An 18,326-nucleotide genomic window follows, 5' to 3' on the forward strand; every position below is an offset into this window, starting at 1 on the left:
ACAACGACTCACGCCCCGCCCTCGACCCGCAGCACACTGGTCACTGACCGGACAATGTCCAGACCGCGCAGCTCGCCAACCGTCGCGGCGAGCGCGGCGTCCGGTGCCACGTGGGTGACGATGACCAGCTCGGCATCGCCGTCACGACCGGGCGGCCCGCTCGCCGAGCCCTGTCGTACGGTCGCGATCGACACGTCGTGCCGGGCGAACACGCTCGCCACCGAGGCCAGCACACCCGGACGATCGGCCACGTCGAGGCTGACGTGGTAGCGGGTCAACGCCTCGCCCATCGGCCGGACCGCGAGGTCCGCGTACGCGCTCTCGCTGGGGGCGCGCACCCCGGCGAGCCGGTTGCGGGACACCGCGACCACGTCACCGAGCACGGCGCTGGCCGTCGGCGCGCCTCCCGCGCCCCGGCCGTAGAACATCAGCTGCCCGGCCGCGTCCGCCTCCACGAAGACCGCGTTGAACGCGTCGCCGACGCTGGCCAGCGGGTGACTGCGCGGGATCATCGCCGGGTGCACCCGGACGCTGACCGTCTCCCGGCCGGCGGGGTCGACGCCCCGGGCCGCGATGCAGAGCAGCTTGATCGTGCAGCCCATCGCCTGGGCGCTGGCCATGTCCGCGGCGGTCACCTCGGTGATGCCCTCGCGGTGCACGTCGGCGGCGCCGACCCGGGTGTGGAACGCCAGCGAGGCGAGGATCGCCGCCTTAGCCGCCGCGTCGAAGCCCTCCACGTCGGCGGTCGGGTCGGCCTCCGCGTACCCCAGTGCGGTGGCCTCTTCGAGAGCCTCGGCGAAGCCGGCGCCGGTCGCGTCCATCGCGGAGAGGATGAAGTTGGTGGTGCCGTTGACGATGCCGGTGACCCGGTTGATCCGGTCGCCGTGCAGCGACTCGCGCAGCGGGCGCAGCAGCGGAATGGCCCCGGCCACGGACGCCTCGTAGTAGAGGTCGCCACCACCCTCGGCCGCCGCCTCGTGCAGGGCCACGCCGTCCTCGGCGAGCAGCGCCTTGTTGGCGGTGACCACGCTCTTGCCGACCCGCAGCGCCTCGACCAGCCAGCCCCGGGCCGGCTCGATGCCACCGACCACCTCGATCACGACGTCCACGTCGTCACGCTTGATCAGGCCGAGCGCGTCGGTGGTGAACAGGGCCGGGTCGACCGGCAGGTCCCCCCGGTCGCGGCCGAGCCGACGGACGGCGATGCCGGCGATCTCCAGCGGAGCGCCGATCCGCGCGGCCAGGTCGGCCGACTGCTCGTGCAGCAGCCGGACCACCTCCTGGCCGACCGTGCCGCAGCCGAGCAGCGCCAAGCGCACAGGTGACGTCATCCCACATCCAAAGCGAGCAGGTCCTCTTCGGTTTCCCGCCGGACGATCAAGCGCGCCTGGCCGTCGCGCACCGCGACCACCGGTGGCCGGGGCACATGGTTGTAGTTGCTGGCCATGCTCCGGCAGTACGCACCGGTGCCTGGCACCGCGACAAGATCTCCGGGCTGCACGTCGGCGGGCAGGAATTCATCCTTCACCACGATGTCCCCGGACTCACAGTGCTTTCCCACCACGCGGGCGAGCAACGGCTGCGCGCCCGAGGCCCGGGAGGCCAGCGTCGCCGAGTAGGACGCGTCGTACAGGGCCGTGCGGATGTTGTCGCTCATCCCGCCGTCGACGCTGACGTACGTCCGGATGCCGTCGAGGTCCTTGACCGTGCCGACCTCGTAGAGCGTGAACACGGACGGCCCGACGATGGCCCGCCCCGGCTCGATCGACAGGTGCGGCACGGCCAGGTTCTCCGCCGCGCACTCCGAGTCGACGATCTTGCGCAGTCGCTTGGCCAGGTCCTGGGGCGTGGCCGGGTCGTCCTGGGTGGTGTACGCGATACCGAAGCCGCCGCCCAGGTCCAGCTCGGGCAGCTCCACCCCGCGCGCGTCGCGGATCTGCGACTGCAGGGCGAGCACCCGACGGGCCGAGACCTCGAAGCCGCTGGCGTCGAAGATCTGTGAGCCGATGTGCGAGTGCAGGCCACGCAGCTCCAGCACACCCTCGTCGAGGATCTTGAACGCGGCAGCGGCAGCGGCCCCGCCAGCGAGCGAGAAGCCGAACTTCTGGTCCTCGTGAGCCGTGGCGATGAACTCGTGGGTGTGCGCCTCGACGCCGACGGTGACCCGGACCAGCACCCGGGGCCGGACCCCGCGCTCACGGGCCAGCGCGGTGAGCCGGTCGATCTCGGTGGACGAGTCGACGATGATCCGTCCCACCCCGGCGTCCAGCGCCCGGGTCAGCTCAGCGACCGACTTGTTGTTGCCGTGGAAGCCGATCCGCTCCGGCGGCATCCCGGCCGAGAGCGCGGTGGCCAGCTCGCCTCCGGTGCAGACGTCCAGATGCAGCCCCTCCTCGGCGATCATCCGGACCACCGCCCGGCAGAGGAACGCCTTGCCCGCGTAGAAGACGTCCTCGCCCGGGAAGGCCGCCCGAAAGTCGCGGCAGCGCGAGCGCAGATCGGCCTCGTCGAGGACGTACACCGGGGTGCCGAACTCGGCCGCGATGTCGCGGACGCTCAGGCCCGCGACGGCGACCGCGCCGTCGGCGCCGCGCGCCACGCTGCGCGGCCACAGCGCCGGCATCAGGGCGTTGACGTCCTCCGGCGTACGCAGCCACGCCGGCCCCCGGTTGCTGATGTCCGCGTGCAGCGCACCAGCCTCGTGAGCGCGCACGACGTCACATCCTCTCGGGGGCGGAGACGCCGAGCAGGCGCAGGCCGTTGGCGATCACCGTGCGGGTGGCGTTGTTGAGCCAGAGCCGGGCGCGGTGCAGGTCGGTGACCTCCTCGTCGCCCAACGGCAGCACCCGGCAGTTGTCGTAGAACCGGTGGAAGGACGCCGCGACGCTCTCCTCCAGGTAGCGGGCCACCCGGTGCGGCTCCCGCAGCTCGGCGGCCGTCGCCACCACCGCCGGGAACTCGGCGAGCGCCTTGAGCAGCTCGTTCTCCTTCTCGTGATCGAGCAGCTCGGGGCGGAAGGCGTCGGCGTCGCCCTGGACCAGCCCCACCTCGGCGGCGTTACGGGCCACGCCCGCCGTCCGGGCGGCGACGTACTGGACGTAGTAGACCGGGTTGTCGCGGGTCGCCCGCGTCCACAGCTCGATGTCGATGTCGATCGGCGAGTCGCTGGAGTAGCGGGCCAGCGCGTACCGGGAGGCGTCCACGCCGATCGCGTCGACCAGGTCCTCCAGGGTGATCACGGTGCCCGCCCGCTTGCTCATCCGCATCGGGGCGCCGTCGCGCACCAGGCTGACGAGCTGCCCGATGAGGATCTCCAGGTTGCGCTCCGGGTCGTCGCCGAAGCAGGCGGCCATCGCCTTCATCCGGCCGATGTAGCCGTGGTGGTCGGCGCCCAGCATGATCACGACCCGCTCGAAGCCGCGCTCCCGCTTGTCCAGGTAGTAGGCGCAGTCCGCGGCGAAGTACGTCCACTCGCCGTTGGACTTGCGCAGCACCCGGTCCTTGTCGTCGCCGAAGTCGGTGGTGCGCAACCAGGTGGCGCCCTCGGACTCGTAGAGGTGCCCCTGCTGACGCAGCCGGTTCAACGCCAGGTCCAACTCACCCCGGTCGTGCAGGTCCTTCTCGTTGAAGTAGGTGTCGAACTCCACCCCGAAGTCCCGCAGCGAGGAGCGGATCTCGTCGAACATCAGCGCGACGCCCTCGACCCGGAAGATCTCCTGGGCGCCGGCGTCGTCGAGGGTCAGCACCTCCGGCCGGCGGGCCTGCACCTCGGTGGCGATCTCGGCGATGTACGCGCCGCCGTAGCCGTCCTCCGGCGCCGGCTCACCCTTGGCGGCGGCGAGCAGCGACCGGGCGAACCGGTCGATCTGCGAGCCGGCGTCGTTGAAGTAGTACTCCGTGCCCACCTCGGCGCCGGTGGCCCGCAGCAGCCGGCTCAGCGCGTCGCCGACGGCCGCCCAGCGGACCCCGCCGATGTGCACCGGGCCGGTCGGGTTGGCCGAGACGAACTCCAGGTTGATCTTCTCGCCGGCGAGCCGGTCGCTGCGGCCGTACTCCGCGCCGGCCTCGACGATCACCCGGGCGAGCTGACCGGCCGCAGCCGCGTCGAGCCGGATGTTCAGGAAGCCCGGCCCGGCGATTTCCACCGATTTGACACCCGGTGCCCGGCCCAGCTCGTCGGCCAGGGCGGCGGCCAGGTCCCGGGGCGGGACCCCCACCTTCTTGCTCAGCTGCAGAGCGAGCGTCGAGGCGTAGTCGCCGTGCTCGGGGTTGCGCGGTCGCTCCACCACCGTGCGCTCCGGCAGCGCGGCGCGGTCGAGCCCACGCTCATTGAAGACGGCGTGGGCGGCGGCAAGGACGACCGAGGCGAGTTCTGCAGGAGTCACCCAACCATGTTATCGGGGGTAGACTCGGGCACTCGGTGGCTACCCTGCGCGTCATCCGGCCCGCCACTCCCCTGACCGACCGACTTGACGAGGCACGATGAGCATCAGCACCCCCGGTGGCCCTGAGCGCCGCCCGACCGTGGTCAGCACCGGCAAGAAGCCGGCCGCAGGCCGGCCGGCGTCCGGCGCCAAGGCCGGTTCCGGCAAGCCGACGGGCAAGCCGGCGGGCTCCCCGCGGGCAGGTGGCAAGGGCCCCCGCAAGCCGATCACCCCGATCAAGGTGAGCCAGGGGCGGGCCTGGGGCCCGATCGCGCTCTTCGTCGCGGTCGGCGTGCTCGCGGCAAGCATCATCGGGTACGGCGCCTGGGCGTCGTTCCAGGGCGCCAAGCCGTGGGACAAGCGGGCCAACGCCATCGACGGCATCGTCAACATCCGCAAGACGGACCCCGACAGCCTGAAGTACGAGGCGCACAAGTCCGGCCCGCTGACCTTCAAGTACTCGCCGCCGGTGGGCGGGGTGCACAACGCCGCCTGGCAGAACTGCATGGGTGAGGTGTACGACGCCCCGATCGCCAGCGAGCACGCGGTGCACAGCCTGGAGCACGGCGCTGTCTGGATCACCTACCGCCCCGGCCTGCCGCAGGACCAGATCGACAAGCTCGCCGGCAAGGTGCGCGGCGTCGAGAAGACGATGATGAGCCCGTTCGAGGGCCTGGACAAGCCGATCTCGCTCCAGGCGTGGGGCTACCAGCTCAAGGTCGACAACGCCGACGACACGCGGATCGACGAGTTCATCAAGGATCTGCGGGTGAACGCCTCCGTCGAGGGTCCGACCGCGCTGTGCAACCAGGGCGTGACCGCCACCGGCACCACGCCGCGTGACCTCGACGCCCAGATGCCCACCCAGTAAGGACGGCGATGACTGCTCCCGCCACCACCGACAGCGAGCACGACGAGGTCCCGGCCGCCCCCGAGGAGGACGGCCGGGCCCCGGCGCGGCGCTACGGGGTGCTCGCGCTGGCTGCCCTGCTGGTGGTGGGGCTGCTTCTCGGGTACGCCGGCGGTCTGCTCACCCCACGGCTCACCCAACCCGGTGACACCTCGGTCGAGGCGGGCTTCGCGCGGGACATGACCACCCACCACGCGCAGGCGGTGGAGATGAGCCTGACCGCGTACCGTTCGGCGACACTGCCCGCGGTACGACAGATGGCCGTCGACATCGCCACCGGGCAGCAGGGCGAGATCGGTGCCATGCAGACCTGGCTGCGTGAGTGGGACCTGAGCCCGACCGGGTCGCAGCCGCCGATGTCGTGGATGTCCGACGGGGCCACCGTCAAGGACGGGCTGATGCCCGGGATGGCCACCCCGCAGCAGATGACCGCCCTGCGCGACGCTCAGGGCATCGAGGTCGACCGGCAGTTCCTGGCCCTGATGTACAACCACCACCTGGGCGGCATCCACATGATCGACGCGGTGCTGGGCGAGACTGACAACGCCGAGGTGCTGCGGGTGGCACGGACCATGAAGTCCACCCAGCAGACCGAGCTGAACAACCTCCGGCAGCTCCAGGCGCAGGCCAAGGGCTGATCGACCGGACGGGCGCATCCGGCCCGCGTCACCGCCGCACACGGCGGGACGCGGGCCGCGTCATGTCCACCCACAGCAGGGCACGGCCCGCGGCTTGATCCACTCCATGTCGGCGACGTGGGGGTGTCCTCGCGAGTGGATGGCCCCACATCGGCGACATGGAGTGGATCAAGGGCTGGCGCGGGCCGGAGGCCTCGTCATGTCGGCGCACGGCGGGGCGCGGGCAGCGGGCCGCGTCATGTCGGCGCAGGGCGGGACACGGCCGCGGCCAGCGCCCGTCTCGTCATGTCGGCGCAACGCGGGACGCGGCCCGCGGCCAGCGCCCGTCTCGTCATGCCCGCGCACGACGGGCACCGGCCGCGGCTTGATCCACTCCACGTCGGCGACGTGGGGGTGTCCTGGCGAGTGGATGGCCCCACATCGGCGACATGGAGTGGATCAAGGGCTGAACCACTGCCTGCGCGGATGACTCGCTCTCGGCAGGCCGGTCTTATGGGGTCTTGCACCTTAAGGCATGGTTTGGGCGATTGGAGCGGTCCAACCGATTACGTTGCTTAGAGAGTTTTCTCCGCACATATCGTGACCAGTTGCGATTCGGGCTCGTTGCCCAAGACGTGGGGGTTGCACTCAGAGACGCACGGCGTTCGGTCACCAGTTGGTGCCGACGCCACACCATCGGTGGTGACGGGGCGGTGGCAGCCGTCCGTCGCGGACAGCGGCAGGGCGAGCCGGGAATGCTCAGCCGCGAACAGGAACTCGAACTGATCGACACACTGCGGGGCGTCCACCCCGACGAGTTCGGCTTGGACGAGGAGCTGTGGACGCGGCAGAGCCTCACCACGCTCATCCAACGGCGGTTCGACCTGCCGCTGGACGCTGGGGCGGTCGGAGCGTACCTGCGGGCCTGGGGGTTGGGTCCGCGGGAGCCGCGCGAGCGGGCCTGTGGGCTCTGCGTCAGCGCGGTCGAGCGCTGGGTCCGCAGCGAATACCCGGCGATCACCCGGGCCGCCCAGGAGCACCTCGCGGAGGTCTACTGGATCGGCCGGGTCCGGCTGCGGGGCACCATGCCGACAGCCGACGTGATCTCCGCAGTCTCGTCCCGCGGCAGGGTGCGCTTCATGATCACCACGCCGACGGTCGACCCGCCGCTCCCCCGCGACTTCGTGCTGCGGCTCAGCGGCGAGGAGCAGCGCACCGTGCACCTGATCGTGGACGGCTCCTGGCCGCGCAACGAGTGGCCACGTCGACTCCCTCGGCGAATCGTCCTGCACCCGCTGCCCAGTTGCGGGCGCGCGATCGCGGCCTGAGCACCGGGTGGGCCGGTTGCCGACACGATCGGCTCACCCGATACCGATTCGGCGTGCACGGAGGAGGTTTGCTAGTCTTCTCCAGTCGCTGAGCCCCCGTAGCTCAGGGGATAGAGCACCGCCCTCCGGAGGCGGGGGCGCAGGTTCGAATCCTGCCGGGGGCACCATCAATGACCAGCACGAAAAGGCCCTTGACCAGGGGAAACCCGGTCAAGGGCCTTACTCGTGTGTCCGGCTGTGTCCGGCCGTCAGCGGCGCGTGGCGGGCGTCTGTGCCATATCCGTGCCAAAGTTCGGCCGCTCGGTCAGTCGTGGCCGAAATGCTCGGTCGACGCGTCGCCGGAGAGCAGCCTCACCGCCGTCTAGGCACTTGGCGTAGATGCTGAGCAGCACCCCCTCCACCGACTGCCCGGCCCAGCCGGCTACCTGGGTCGGCAAGACTCCCCCGTTGAACCAGGTCAACACGGCGCATGTATCGCCGGCCGTTAAGGGGCCAGCGTGGTTCGACTCGGCATGGCCGACCGTCACCTTCCGGCACGACGGATGAACGCCTACCTCGGGCGGCTGCTCGGCGAGGTAGGCGCGGCGCTGCTCAACATCGACGGCTCGGTGTGCGGCAGCTTCGCCGAATACCCGGCGCGCCGACACTTGGGAAGGTGTACTGAGATACCCACCACGATTGCCCGCTGGCCCACCTTTAAAAGAGTGAGGCTTAGATTAACCGACAGAAGTGGACACGGGAGCGCCTTGCTACCTCCTCCCCAGTCCTTGACACATCAAAATACCGTTGATAGGATCTTGTTAACTTCCATATCTCGATATGCCGCGCTAATCAATGATGAAGGTCCAGAAGTACCGACAACTTCGCAGCATCTTCAGCTTGAGATCGCCGGAAAATCGAGTGCGGGCACAACGAACGGGGAGCGCATATGAGGATCATCCGAAAAGCCATTGCCGTTTTGGGCTTTATAGCGCTAGGCATGGCCGTCGCGCCACCCGTAGCCGCTCAAGCCGCCACCCCGCAGCCGGCAGCAGCCCTGGCAGCTTGGGATTGCCCCTCCGGAAACCTCTGCGTCTGGGACGGCACGGGTGGAACGGGCGCGCGCTGCTTTTGGAGTGACGCCGACCCCGACTGGCGCAGCGGTATCACTTGCTCCTGGTCTCTCAATTGGCCAGTGCGCTCGGTCTACAACCGCGGGACCAGCTCGGCCTACCGTGGCGTCACACTCTACCAAGGCGCGAATTATGTGACTGCTCAACATAATCTTGCGCAAGGCGTGAAAAACAGCGACGTTTACTACTACGCACGGTCACACCGTTGGCAATGATCCCTACCTGACGGCTGGCAACTCACAAGGTGGTACTGGACGACGCGTCCAACCGCGCGTCGTCCAGTCACCTCAGCAATCAGGGTGGACGGATGGACCCGCCCGAATCGAGTACCAGTAGGCGGCTCTCGGCTTGTTAGCATCGGCTATACGTCGCGCAATCGCCCGCACGCAAGCGGCCGGCCATCGCAGTCCTGAGTGCCGAAGTTCGGCACGGGTCAGCCGTGGCCGAACGCTCGTTCGACGCGTTGCCGGAGAGCAGCCTCACCGCCGTCTAGGCACTTGGCGTAGATCCTGAGCAGCACCTCCACTGACTGTCCGGCCCAGTCGGCTACCTGGGTCGGCGGCACTCCCCCGTTTAGCTGTGTCGACACGGCGGCGTGCCGCAGGTCGTACGGGGTGCGTGCCAGCGGGGAGGCGTAGACCTCGGGCGTTAACACGGCGGCGCGTGCCCACCGCCAGACGCGGTTGATCGTGCCCTTGGGTAATTCCTCCTTGTTGCGCTCTCCCACGAACAGCCGACCGTCTGGGCCGTAGCCGAATAGCGCGATGTGGGCATTAATGATTGCGGTTAGTTCGGGTGGGCAGGGAACCGTTCGTGTCTCCCCTCGGGCGCGCTGCTTGAGTTGGCGGCTGTCCCGATTCTTCCCACTGTCGGTCCATTCCCGACCCGCGTGTGGGTTAGCTCCGTCGAGCGTGAATTCTCCCCAGCCCTTCTCCGGTAGGTGAAGGTTCGGCTTTGCGAGGTGAACCGCTTCCTCCGGTCGCATAGCCGCGTAGTAGAGGCAGGCGTAGAAGGCGACCATGCGCGGACCGATGCGCCCCTGCTCTCGGACCCCGTTTAACAGAGTCCGTACCTGAACCGGGTTTGCCACTGATCGCCGGTCGATCGTCACAACGGTTTTTGGTGGCTTCCACTTCAGTTGCGGCAGCGGGTTTGCCAGCAGCGCCCGTCTTTCCACTGCGTATTCGATTGCCGTGTTGAAAATCTTCCGGCGGCGACTGATGACGCTCGGCGCGGCCGGTGCGCCGTCGAGTCGCACTGTGAGGCCATCCAGCACCGGCCGCAGCACTTCCGGGCGGCTAAGGCTTGCCACGTCTCGGGTGTTCCGCTTCACCCAACTGAGCACCTTCGCCACGTCGGCGGGCATGTCCTCAGCGCTGCGGCGGGCAGTGTTGAATGCCCACCGGCCTAGCGCGTGGCGAAGTAACTTGCCGTCCGGTCGACCCTTTCCATTGGTCAGCATGAGCACGGTAAGCGCGGTCAGTGCTTCGGCGTGAGTGCGCCTAGTCGTGGCGGCTACGTGCGGCCATTTCATGTCGGCGAAAGAACACGCCAGGTCATACCACGACATGGCGACTGTTTCACGCCGCATGGTGACCGGACGCCCCGACTCAACGTCAAACGCTTCACCCTTTCGGGAAGCCGTTACCAGTTCAGACCGGAAGCTCTCCGCGAGAGCTTTAGTCTTGAACACCTCTTTGCGTCGCTGGCCGGCAACCTGCCAGCGAACACGGTAGGTGCGACCCTTCTTCCCGTCGTACCGGCCGCCCTCGTATGCCGCGCGAGCGGATCATCCAGGCGGCGGTCGAGCTGGTCGATACCGGCGGAGTCGAAGCGTTGACGTTCCGAGCGCTGGCCGAACGTCTGGGATCAGGCACGGCCACGCTGTATCGGCACATGGCTGACCGGGCGGAACTGGTCAGCGAAGTCGTCGACCACATCCTCGGCGAGGTCGACCTCACCGCCGGGGCCGGGCACCACGAGGACTGGCAAACCGCCGTCGCGGCGTTGTGCGACGAATTGTTCGCCGTCCTGGCCCGCCACCAACGCGCCACCCCGCTGTTCGCCGAACACGTCCCCACCGGCCCGCACGCAATGGCCTTCCGGGAGGCATGCCTCGCCGTGATGCTCAAGGCCGGACTCGCCCCGACGACGGCGGCTGCCTCGGCCGCAACTCTCGGCCGCTACACCCTCGGATTCGCGATGCAGATGCACGCCACCAGCGACGACAGTCAGAACGTCAGCGCCGTGTTCGAACGCGCCGACACACGGCAGTACCCCACCATCCAGGCACTCGCCGGGCACCTACCGGTACCCCTGGAAGCCGAGTTCGCCTACGGCGTCCGCATGATGATCCGAGGAGTGGCGGCCACGAGCGAACACACAACCCCGCAACCGCAGGACGGTGCTCGACATGGCCTCAGCCTGTGAACTGATGACCTCCTGATGGGGAGACTCCGGACCAGACGGTCCAGATCCTGCCCCCTCGTCCACGCCGGGCGCCGTCGGCCTCAAGATCACCATTCGGAGGATTTCACCAGACCCTCGCCGGGCGCAGGAGCATGTTGACTCCCCGCGCCCGGTTTTGCGTTTCTGCCCGCAGGCGCCTGCGAGGGGCATCGATTTCGTGGTGGCGTCATTCTGCCGCGCTGGCGTAGCGGCGGGCGAGCCCTGCGAAGGCGGCCTTGAGCTCTGCGGGCCCGATCACCTCGATGTCGGCGTCGAACCTGCCGAGGGCGGCTGCCAGACCGGTCCAGGACCAGGAGCCCTGAACGAGTTTGCAACGGTCGGTGCCGAGTTCCTCGACGAGCCCGTCGCGGGTGTACGCGGCGACGACGCTGGCGGGAAGGTCGAGGATGACCTCGCCGACACACGGCCACTCCAAGGTGTCTGTCGAGCCTCGGAAGCGGCCGGCGACGAACGTGGCCACGTCTGCCGTGGGCAGTTGCCGTGGGGTGAAGCGGGGCCCGGTGGGCGTACGCGGGCTGATGCGGTCGACGCGGAAGGTTCGCCAGTCGTCGCGGTCGAGGTCCCAGCCGACGAGATACCAGCGTCCCTTCCAGGTGACGAGGTGGTGGGGTTCCACGCGGCGTGGCGGCGCGTCCGTGCCGGCGGTCGCCGAGGCGTAGTCGAAGCGGAGAACGTCGTGGGCGTGGACGGCCGCGCCGATGGCTGTCAGCACGGTGCTGTCGACCCGGGAGTCCGCGCGGGTGGTGGGTTGCTCGACGGCGGTGACCTGCAGGGTGTCGATGCGGTGCCGCAGCCGGCTGGGCATGACCTGCCGCATGGTGTTCAGCGCTCGCACCGCGCCCTCCTGGATGTCCGCCCCGGAGGCCGAGGCCACCTGGAGTGCGACGGCGATGGCAACCGCCTGCTCGTCGTCGAACAGCAGCGGTGGCATCTGAGCTCCGGCGTCGAGCCGGTACCCGCCGTCCGGTCCCTTGAAGGCTCTGATCGGGTAGCCGAGCTCGCGCAGCCTGTCGACGTCGCGCCGCACCGTACGCGGGCTGACGTCCAGCCTTTCGGCCAGGAGGCCGCCCGGCCAGTCGCGCCGTGCCTGAAGGAGGGAGAGCAGCGACAGCAGTCTCGCCGACGTCTTTGGCATGCATCCAGTCTTCCCCAGGTAGCGGCCACAACCTGACCGCTACCCCTGCCATTGTTCACCCCGTACCGGGGCAACAGCCACGGGCACCCGTGACACGAGGAGCAGCAATGAGCATCAACACCGTCGCGCACATCAACCTTCGGGGCAACGCGCGGGCCGCTCTCGAGTTCTACCGGTCCGTGTTCGGCGGGGACCTCGTCGCGGTGACCTACGCCGACGCTCACAACGTGCAGAACCCGGACGAGGCCGACCAGATCATGTGGGGTCAGGTCACGTCCACCGAGGGCTTCCAGATCATGGCGTACGACGTGCCGTCGGTGCGGCCGTGGAGCCAGGGTGAGAGCCCGTTCTTCGTCTCGGTCCGCGGCAGGGACGCCGACGAGGTCACCGGCTACTGGAAGAAGCTCAGCGAGGGATCGACCGTCGTGGTCGACCTCGCACCCGCCGGCTGGGCTCCCCTCTACGGCATGCTCACCGACCCGTTCGGCACCACCTGGGTGCTCGACGTCGCCGCCGACTACAACCCCTCCTGACCAACTCCGGTTTCGGCCAGCCCTCCACCCCGCGAAGGCCTGCGATCGCACGAGATCAAGAATGGAGCCATGCTGTGCCTGCTCCACCTCGGCTACGCGGTGATGCAGGCGGAGGACGGCGGCGCCGGCTCCTTCCCGATCGAACCCTGTCGGGAGGCCGGGCCGCAGCGGGCAGGCCAGGTCGACGGGTACGAGGTCAGCTATCTACCGCTCCGCTTCGAGTGCCACCTCAGCAGCGGCGGCGCGTACGTCACCTCATCCGTGCCCGGGTACGTCAATCCGACCACCGCGGTCCTCGGGCTGATCACGGCCACGTGCGGAGTCCTCGCCGCCACGACGGCACAGCGCGCACGCCGGCCGGTCGCATAGAACTCGATGGCCTTCTCGGCGGTGCCGTGACGGACCTCGTGCGGGATCAGGTTGAGAGGTCCACCGCCGATCCTGGGCGATCGGCGGTGGACCTCCTCGATGCCGCTCAGTGCGCGTCGGCCGGCACCAGCTTCAAGGGCACCTCCGGTGCCAAACCAGCGTCCGGGCCGTCGGCGCCCAAGCGGCGCTCGCGGCGTTTGAGCCACTGGTCGATCACGAGGTTCAGGACGAGTCCGGCAGCGCCCCAGATGGCGATGACCAGCAGGTTCTGTCCGACGCCGACGCCGTCGAAGTACCGCAGTGATCGGGCGATGTCGACCGCTGCGGGCAGCGGCAGCACGTCCTGGAGTGGGCGGAACACCTCGGGGACCAGGTACACCGACATGCCACCGCCGGAGGCGGGTACGCCGGCCATCATCAGCACCACCATCATCGGGATGATCCCGGCCAGGCCGACGGTGCGGGTGAGGACTCCGGTGGCCAGGGAGACCGAGAAGATGGTCAGGGCACCGTAGGCGATCATCTCCAGGGCGTTCCCACTGATCGCGCCGATGAGGACGTCGAAGAGGAACCACAGCCAGACGGACATGCCGATCGCCCAGCCGCCCAGCAGCGGCAGGAACTGGGGCAGGCGGCGCACGTGCGGGGCACCGCCGCGCAGGACGGCCAGGAACAGGAAGCCGGCCATGATCCAGGACATGCCGACGTACATGCTGTTGCTGCCGCCGGTGTCGGTCTCGCTCAGGGGTTGCACATCGGTCAGCGTGAGCGGGATGCCCTGGCTCGCAGCGATCGGCTGGAAGATCGCGCGGATCGTGGACTGCTGGCTGGCGTTGGCGGCGGACGCCGAGTACAGCGTTGCCGGGGTGTCCGGTGCCGACGGCAGGACGAAGGCGGCGACCACGTCGCGGGAGCGGATCTGCTCAGTGGCGTCATCCACGGTGTCGGCGACGGTGACGTCGAGGATGCCGTCGAGCTGGTTGTTGAGGCCGGCGGCGGTCTGCTGGGCCTGCCCGGGAGCGGCGGCGACCACGACGACCGGGATGTCGTGCGGTTGGGGTTTGTGCATGGAGAAGCCCATGGCGCCCACGACGACGACGAGGATGGACAGCGGGAAGGCGGCCGCGGCCACGTACCGGAATCGCTTGGAGCGCGGGGGCCCGCCGGCGAGGGCAGGGGCCTTCGCGTCGGGGTCGGCGATCGGCGGGACGCCGGGGATCATGTCCCCGCTCGCGCTGCGCTCCTTGAGCAGGCAGAGCGCGAGGGCGGCCACGATCCACACGGCCAGGACGATCAGGTGGGTGCCCAGACCGTTGCCGTCGAAGTACAGGACCGAGCGCAGCGCCTCACCGGCCGCCGGGAGCGGCAGCACGCCGTGCAGGAACTGGAAGAACCCGGGCATGTTGTGAACGGAGAGGGCCAGGTTCGACGCGGGCATACCGAACACGACCCAGAGCAGCATGCCGGGCAGCACTGCGAGGGGCCCGATCAGTTTGGAGAGCAGCAGCTGGGCCATGCCGACGGCGGCGGTGGCGAGCATGCCGACGCCGAGGAAGGTGAGGTAGTGACCGTCGACGGCGCCCACGATGGGCCCGAGGATGAGCCAGATGATCGAACTGGTGACCGCGGACCAGCCGGCCAGCACGGGCAGGAACCGTCGCAGCCGCAGCAGGTGGGGGACGCCCATCACCATGATGCTCAGCGGCACGTAACCGGCCAGCATCATGCCCATCGCGGCGAACAGGACCGCGATGCCGGCCGAGTCACCGGCGGGTAGCGGTGCGACGTCCTCGGTGGTGGTCTGCCAGCTGTTCTGGATGGCCACGGGCGCGAGCAACTGCTGAACGGTGGCGTTCTGCGAGGCTCCCGCCGCCGAGGCGGTGAGGATGGTCGCGCTGGCGCTGCCGTCGGTGGGCAGGACGAGCGCGCCGGTGGCTTCCTGGTCGTGCAGCAGGTCAACCGCGTCGTCGCGGGTGGCCACCAGCGTGGCCTCGGTGGTGTCACCCGGCGCGGCGTTGAGCCCGTCGACGACGGCCTGCGCCGTGGCACCGCTGCCGACGACCGCGACCGGCATGTCCCGGGGGTGCGGTGAGTGCATGGTCGACATGTAGGTCGCGAACATCATCGTGACCATGAGGAACGGCATCACGAACAGGGCAACCATGCGGATGATCTGTTCCTTGCGGTCCGTGCCGGGCGGGCGGCCGTCGATGACGTCGGCAGCCTCGATCGCGGCTTCGGTGTCCATGCATGCTCCAGGCCATGTTTGTACGCCAAGTGACTTACAAACTGTAGGGGGTGCTGGTCGGAATCGGGAATCCAGCTAGGTTGAGCTGAGTCACATCCGGGCGGAGACACGAGGGGGCCGGTCATGAGGCGGTCCGAGGCGGCACGCACCGCGCTGCTGGACGCGGCGGAGCGGCTGTTCGCCGAGTCGGGAGTCGCGGAGATCTCCGACCGCAGGGTGGCCGAGGCAGCCGGGAACACCAACCACTCAGCGGTGCGCTACTACTTCGGTGGGCGGGAGGGTCTGTTGAAGGCACTCATAGCCCGCCACGTGCACGACGTGGCCCAACAACGCGAGGTAATGCCCCCACCGGAGGACTCCGTCCTCGGCGACATCCGGGGTCTCGTGGCACCAAGCATGCAGGTCCTCGACAAGCTGCCGCGCCCGAGCTGGCGGGCCCGGTTCCTCGATCACGTGCTCCACAACCCCGCCACACGGCCGATCGTCTGGGAAGCCCAGGACACCACGCCGCAGGCGCTGGAACTGCGCGCATCACTGGCCTCGCGGCTACGGCACCTCGACCCGGACGTGGTCGCCGGCCGGGCGCTCCTGATCACCCGCATCGTCAGCACCGCAACCGCCCAGGTCGAGGCAAGTGCCGAACGCGACGGCGACGACCCCCGCTGGCCCGAGGTCGGCGACTTCCTCGTCGACACCATCACCGGCATGCTCACCGCCCCCATCAGCCGACCAAGCCGCGCGCAGGGCTGACCCCCACCACTGCCCACGCGGGCTCAGGTGCGGACGTAGGCCGCCAGGTGCTCGCCGGTGAGCGTCGAGCGGGCGGCGACGAGGTCCGCCGGCGTGCCCTCGAAGACGATCCGGCCACCGTCGTGCCCGGCCCCGGGGCCGAGGTCGATGATCCAGTCGGCATGCGCCATGACCGCCTGGTGATGCTCGATGACGATCACCGACTTGCCGGCGTCGACGAGGCGGTCGAGCAGACCGAGCAGCTGCTCGACGTCGGCGAGGTGCAGGCCGGTCGTCGGCTCGTCCAGGACGTAGACGCCGCCCTTCTCGGCCATGTGGGTGGCCAGCTTGAGTCGCTGCCGCTCGCCGCCGGACAGGGTCGTGAGCGGCTGACCCAGGCTGAGGTAGCCGAGCCCGACGTCGGCGAGCCGGTCGAGGATGGCGTGCGCGGCCGGCGTACGTGCCTCGCCGGTGCCGAAGAACTTCTCGGCCTCCGTCACCGACATCGCGAGCACCTCGCTGATGTCGCGACCGCCGAGGCGGTATTCCAGCACCGATGCCTGGAACCGCTTTCCCTCGCAGTCTTCACAGGGAGCGGCGACACCGGCCATCATCCCCAGGTCGGTGTAGATGACGCCAGCGCCGTTGCAGCTCGGGCAGGCGCCCTCGGAGTTGGCGCTGAACAGTGCCGGCTTCACACCGTTGGCCTTCGCGAACGCCTTGCGAATCGGGTCGAGCAGCCCGGTGTACGTGGCCGGGTTACTCCGTCGCGAGCCGCGGATGCCGCCCTGGTCGATCGACACCACACCCGCGCCGCCGGGGATCGACCCGTGCACCAGGGAGCTCTTGCCGGAGCCGGCGACACCGGTCACGACGACGAGCACCCCGAGCGGTACGTCGACATCGACGTCGTGCAGGTTGTTGGCCGTCGCGCCACGGATCTCCAGCTTGCCGGTGGGTGTACGCACGGTCTCCTTGAGGGCCGCCCGGTCGTCGAGGTGGCGGCCGGTGATGGTGCCGCTGGCCCGCAGGCCCTCCACGGTGCCCTCGTAGCAGACGGCGCCGCCCTCCGTGCCGGCGCCGGGGCCCAGATCGACGACATGGTCGGCGATGGCGATGGCCTCCGGCTTGTGCTCCACGACCAGCACGGTGTTGCCCTTGTCGCGCAGCTGCAGCAGCAGCTCGTTCATCCGCGCGATGTCGTGCGGGTGCAGCCCGATCGTCGGCTCGTCGAAGACGTAGGTGACGTCGGTCAGCGACGAGCCGAGGTGGCGGATCATCTTGGTGCGCTGCGCCTCCCCGCCCGAGAGGGTGCCCGACGGCCGGTCGAGCGAGAGGTAGCCCAACCCGATGTCCTCGAACGAGTCGAGGAGGTGTTGCAGCCCCGCCAGCAGCGGGGTCACCGATGGCTCCTCGATGTCCCGCACCCAGGCGGCCAGGTCGCTGATCTGCATCGCGCAGACGTCGGCGATGTTCCTGCCGTTGATCTTCGAGGACCGAGCCTCCTTGCTGAGCCGGGTGCCGTCGCACTCGGGGCAGGTCGTGAAGGTCACCGCCCGGTCCACGAAGGCGCGGATGTGCGGCTGGAGCGCGTCGACGTCCTTGGAGAGGAAGGACTTCTGGATCTGCGGGATCAGGCCGACGTACGTCAGGTTGATGCCCTCGACCTTGATCTTGGTCGGCTCCCTGTGGAGCAGGTCCTGCAGCTCCCGCTTGGTGTACTTGCTGATCGGCTTGTCCGGATCGAAGTATCCGCAGCCGCGGAAGATCCGGCCGTACCAGCCCTCCATGCTGTAGCCGGGGATCGTGATCGCGCCCTCGTTGAGCGACTTGCTGTCGTCGTAGAGCGCCGACAGGTCGATGTCGGTGACCGCGCCCATGCCCTCGCAGCGCGGGCACATGCCGCCGAGACGCGTGAAGGTCGCCTTCTCGGTCTTCGTCCTGCCGGCGCCGCGCTCGACGGTGATCGCACCTGTGGCCTTCACCGAGGGGACATTGAACGAGTACGCGTTGGGCGAGCCGATGTGCGGCTGCCCGAGCCGGCTGAACAGGATGCGCAGCATCGCGTTGGCGTCGGTGGCGGTGCCGACGGTGGATCGGGAGTTGGCCCCCATCCGCTCCTGGTCCACGATGATCGCCGTCGTCAGGCCATCCAGCAGGTCGACCTCGGGCCGCGCCAACGTCGGCATGAAACCCTGCACGAAGGCGCTGTAGGTCTCGTTGATCATCCGCTGCGACTCGGCGGCGATGGTGCCGAACACCAGCGAGCTCTTGCCGGAGCCGGAGACGCCCGTGAACACCGTCAGCCGGCGCTTCGGGATCTCGACGCTGACGTCCTTGAGGTTGTTCACGCGTGCGCCCTGCACGCGGATCAGGTCGTGGCTGTCAGCAAGGTGCGGCGCGGACGGCTGGGTGGCCGTGCTCATCGTCTCTCCATCTGTCGGGTCGGACG

15 protein-coding genes, 1 tRNA gene and 1 pseudogene are annotated in these 18,326 nt (G+C 69.1%); 10 read left to right on the forward strand and 7 right to left on the reverse strand.

Translation table 11 applies throughout. The features are described 5' to 3' along the window. Nucleotides 1-8 precede the first annotated feature (8 nt). From ABZS37_RS03750 to argS, 3 genes are read right to left on the reverse strand one after another with little or no spacing between them, the layout of a single operon-like run. On the reverse strand, nt 9-1,319 hold the full coding sequence (locus ABZS37_RS03750) for a homoserine dehydrogenase (protein WP_355165875.1): 1,311 nt from the start codon (nt 1,317-1,319) through the stop codon (nt 9-11). Between the two features lie 8 nt (nt 1,320-1,327). Further along, nucleotides 1,328-2,713: a diaminopimelate decarboxylase gene (gene lysA / locus ABZS37_RS03755; protein ID WP_355165246.1), complete on the reverse strand. Its 1,386-nt coding sequence runs from the start codon at nt 2,711-2,713 to the stop codon at nt 1,328-1,330. Between the two features lie 4 nt (nt 2,714-2,717). Next, nucleotides 2,718-4,385, reverse strand: coding sequence for an arginine--tRNA ligase (gene argS / locus ABZS37_RS03760; protein WP_355165247.1), 1,668 nt, complete (start codon nt 4,383-4,385; stop codon nt 2,718-2,720). A gap of 97 nt (nt 4,386-4,482) precedes the next feature. Here argS and ABZS37_RS03765 point away from each other — a divergent pair, with 97 nt between their 5' ends. The 6 genes and pseudogenes from ABZS37_RS03765 (at nt 4,483) to ABZS37_RS03790 (ending at nt 8,606) form a co-directional block, all read left to right on the forward strand. Further along, complete coding sequence (locus ABZS37_RS03765; RefSeq protein ID WP_355165248.1) at nt 4,483-5,295, forward strand: DUF3105 domain-containing protein; 813 nt, start codon at nt 4,483-4,485, stop codon at nt 5,293-5,295. Between the two features lie 8 nt (nt 5,296-5,303). Beyond that, on the forward strand, nt 5,304-5,972 hold the full coding sequence (locus ABZS37_RS03770) for a DUF305 domain-containing protein (protein ID WP_355165249.1): 669 nt from the start codon (nt 5,304-5,306) through the stop codon (nt 5,970-5,972). Between the two features lie 614 nt (nt 5,973-6,586). Then, the gene (locus ABZS37_RS03775; RefSeq protein ID WP_354995402.1) at nt 6,587-7,279 is read left to right on the forward strand and encodes a winged helix-turn-helix domain-containing protein; all 693 of its coding nucleotides are present in this window, start codon (nt 6,587-6,589) and stop codon (nt 7,277-7,279) included. A 92-nt stretch (nt 7,280-7,371) separates the two neighbouring features. Further along, nucleotides 7,372-7,446 (forward strand) — tRNA-Arg (locus tag ABZS37_RS03780). Between the two features lie 375 nt (nt 7,447-7,821). Next, a pseudogene (locus ABZS37_RS03785) lies at nt 7,822-7,917 on the forward strand (haloacid dehalogenase); the annotation flags it as partial. Nucleotides 7,918-8,258: 341 nt separating this feature from the next. Continuing rightward, complete coding sequence (locus ABZS37_RS03790) at nt 8,259-8,606, forward strand: peptidase inhibitor family I36 protein (protein WP_355165877.1); 348 nt, start codon at nt 8,259-8,261, stop codon at nt 8,604-8,606. A 218-nt stretch (nt 8,607-8,824) separates the two neighbouring features. Here the strand turns inward: ABZS37_RS03790 and ABZS37_RS03795 are convergent, their stop codons facing one another. Then, nucleotides 8,825-10,084 (reverse strand): integrase, encoded by a 1,260-nt coding sequence (locus tag ABZS37_RS03795; RefSeq protein ID WP_355165250.1) that lies wholly within the window; start codon nt 10,082-10,084, stop codon nt 8,825-8,827. Nucleotides 10,085-10,164: 80 nt separating this feature from the next. On the opposite strand from ABZS37_RS03795, the gene ABZS37_RS03800 reads away from it, so the two are divergent. After that, on the forward strand, nt 10,165-10,821 hold the full coding sequence (locus ABZS37_RS03800; protein WP_355165251.1) for a TetR/AcrR family transcriptional regulator C-terminal domain-containing protein: 657 nt from the start codon (nt 10,165-10,167) through the stop codon (nt 10,819-10,821). A gap of 205 nt (nt 10,822-11,026) precedes the next feature. Here ABZS37_RS03800 and ABZS37_RS03805 read toward each other — a convergent pair whose 3' ends face one another. Further along, nucleotides 11,027-11,995 carry a WYL domain-containing protein gene (locus ABZS37_RS03805; protein WP_355165252.1) on the reverse strand — a complete coding sequence of 323 codons (969 nt, stop codon included), beginning with the start codon at nt 11,993-11,995 and terminating at the stop codon, nt 11,027-11,029. A gap of 107 nt (nt 11,996-12,102) precedes the next feature. Between ABZS37_RS03805 and ABZS37_RS03810 the strand changes: the two genes are divergently transcribed. Both ABZS37_RS03810 and ABZS37_RS03815 read left to right on the forward strand, forming a co-directional pair. Next, nucleotides 12,103-12,528 carry a VOC family protein gene (locus ABZS37_RS03810; protein WP_355165253.1) on the forward strand — a complete coding sequence of 142 codons (426 nt, stop codon included), beginning with the start codon at nt 12,103-12,105 and terminating at the stop codon, nt 12,526-12,528. A 69-nt stretch (nt 12,529-12,597) separates the two neighbouring features. Next, nucleotides 12,598-12,897: a hypothetical protein gene (locus tag ABZS37_RS03815; RefSeq protein WP_355165254.1), complete on the forward strand. Its 300-nt coding sequence runs from the start codon at nt 12,598-12,600 to the stop codon at nt 12,895-12,897. 106 nt (nt 12,898-13,003) lie between these two features. Here ABZS37_RS03815 and ABZS37_RS03820 read toward each other — a convergent pair whose 3' ends face one another. Beyond that, on the reverse strand, nt 13,004-15,145 hold the full coding sequence (locus tag ABZS37_RS03820) for an ABC transporter permease (RefSeq protein WP_355165257.1): 2,142 nt from the start codon (nt 15,143-15,145) through the stop codon (nt 13,004-13,006). Nucleotides 15,146-15,268: 123 nt separating this feature from the next. Here ABZS37_RS03820 and ABZS37_RS03825 point away from each other — a divergent pair, with 123 nt between their 5' ends. Further along, nucleotides 15,269-15,895, forward strand: coding sequence for a TetR family transcriptional regulator (locus tag ABZS37_RS03825; RefSeq protein ID WP_355165259.1), 627 nt, complete (start codon nt 15,269-15,271; stop codon nt 15,893-15,895). A 23-nt stretch (nt 15,896-15,918) separates the two neighbouring features. On the opposite strand, the gene ABZS37_RS03830 is transcribed toward ABZS37_RS03825, so the two are convergent. Beyond that, nucleotides 15,919-18,300: an excinuclease ABC subunit UvrA gene (locus tag ABZS37_RS03830; protein ID WP_355165261.1), complete on the reverse strand. Its 2,382-nt coding sequence runs from the start codon at nt 18,298-18,300 to the stop codon at nt 15,919-15,921. Nucleotides 18,301-18,326: the final 26 nt, after the last annotated feature.

The organism is Micromonospora sp. NPDC005413, assembly GCF_040606435.1.
Taxonomy (GTDB): Bacteria; Actinomycetota; Actinomycetes; order Mycobacteriales; family Micromonosporaceae; genus Micromonospora.

Excerpts from the sequence above, each read along its gene's own strand:
- ABZS37_RS03765 (WP_355165248.1), top strand. The coding sequence starts at position 4,483 with ATGAGCATCAGCACCCCCGGTGGCCCTGAGCGCCGCCCGACCGTGGTC.
- ABZS37_RS03825 (WP_355165259.1), top strand. The coding sequence starts at position 15,269 with ATGAGGCGGTCCGAGGCGGCACGCACCGCGCTGCTGGACGCGGCGGAG.
- ABZS37_RS03815 (WP_355165254.1), top strand. The coding sequence starts at position 12,598 with ATGCTGTGCCTGCTCCACCTCGGCTACGCGGTGATGCAGGCGGAGGAC.
- ABZS37_RS03810 (WP_355165253.1), top strand. The coding sequence starts at position 12,103 with ATGAGCATCAACACCGTCGCGCACATCAACCTTCGGGGCAACGCGCGG.
- ABZS37_RS03820 (WP_355165257.1), bottom strand. The coding sequence starts at position 15,145 with ATGGACACCGAAGCCGCGATCGAGGCTGCCGACGTCATCGACGGCCGC.
- ABZS37_RS03790 (WP_355165877.1), top strand. The coding sequence starts at position 8,259 with ATGGCCGTCGCGCCACCCGTAGCCGCTCAAGCCGCCACCCCGCAGCCG.
- ABZS37_RS03805 (WP_355165252.1), bottom strand. The coding sequence starts at position 11,995 with ATGCCAAAGACGTCGGCGAGACTGCTGTCGCTGCTCTCCCTCCTTCAG.
- ABZS37_RS03830 (WP_355165261.1), bottom strand. The coding sequence starts at position 18,300 with ATGAGCACGGCCACCCAGCCGTCCGCGCCGCACCTTGCTGACAGCCAC.
- ABZS37_RS03770 (WP_355165249.1), top strand. The coding sequence starts at position 5,304 with ATGACTGCTCCCGCCACCACCGACAGCGAGCACGACGAGGTCCCGGCC.
- ABZS37_RS03800 (WP_355165251.1), top strand. The coding sequence starts at position 10,165 with ATGCCGCGCGAGCGGATCATCCAGGCGGCGGTCGAGCTGGTCGATACC.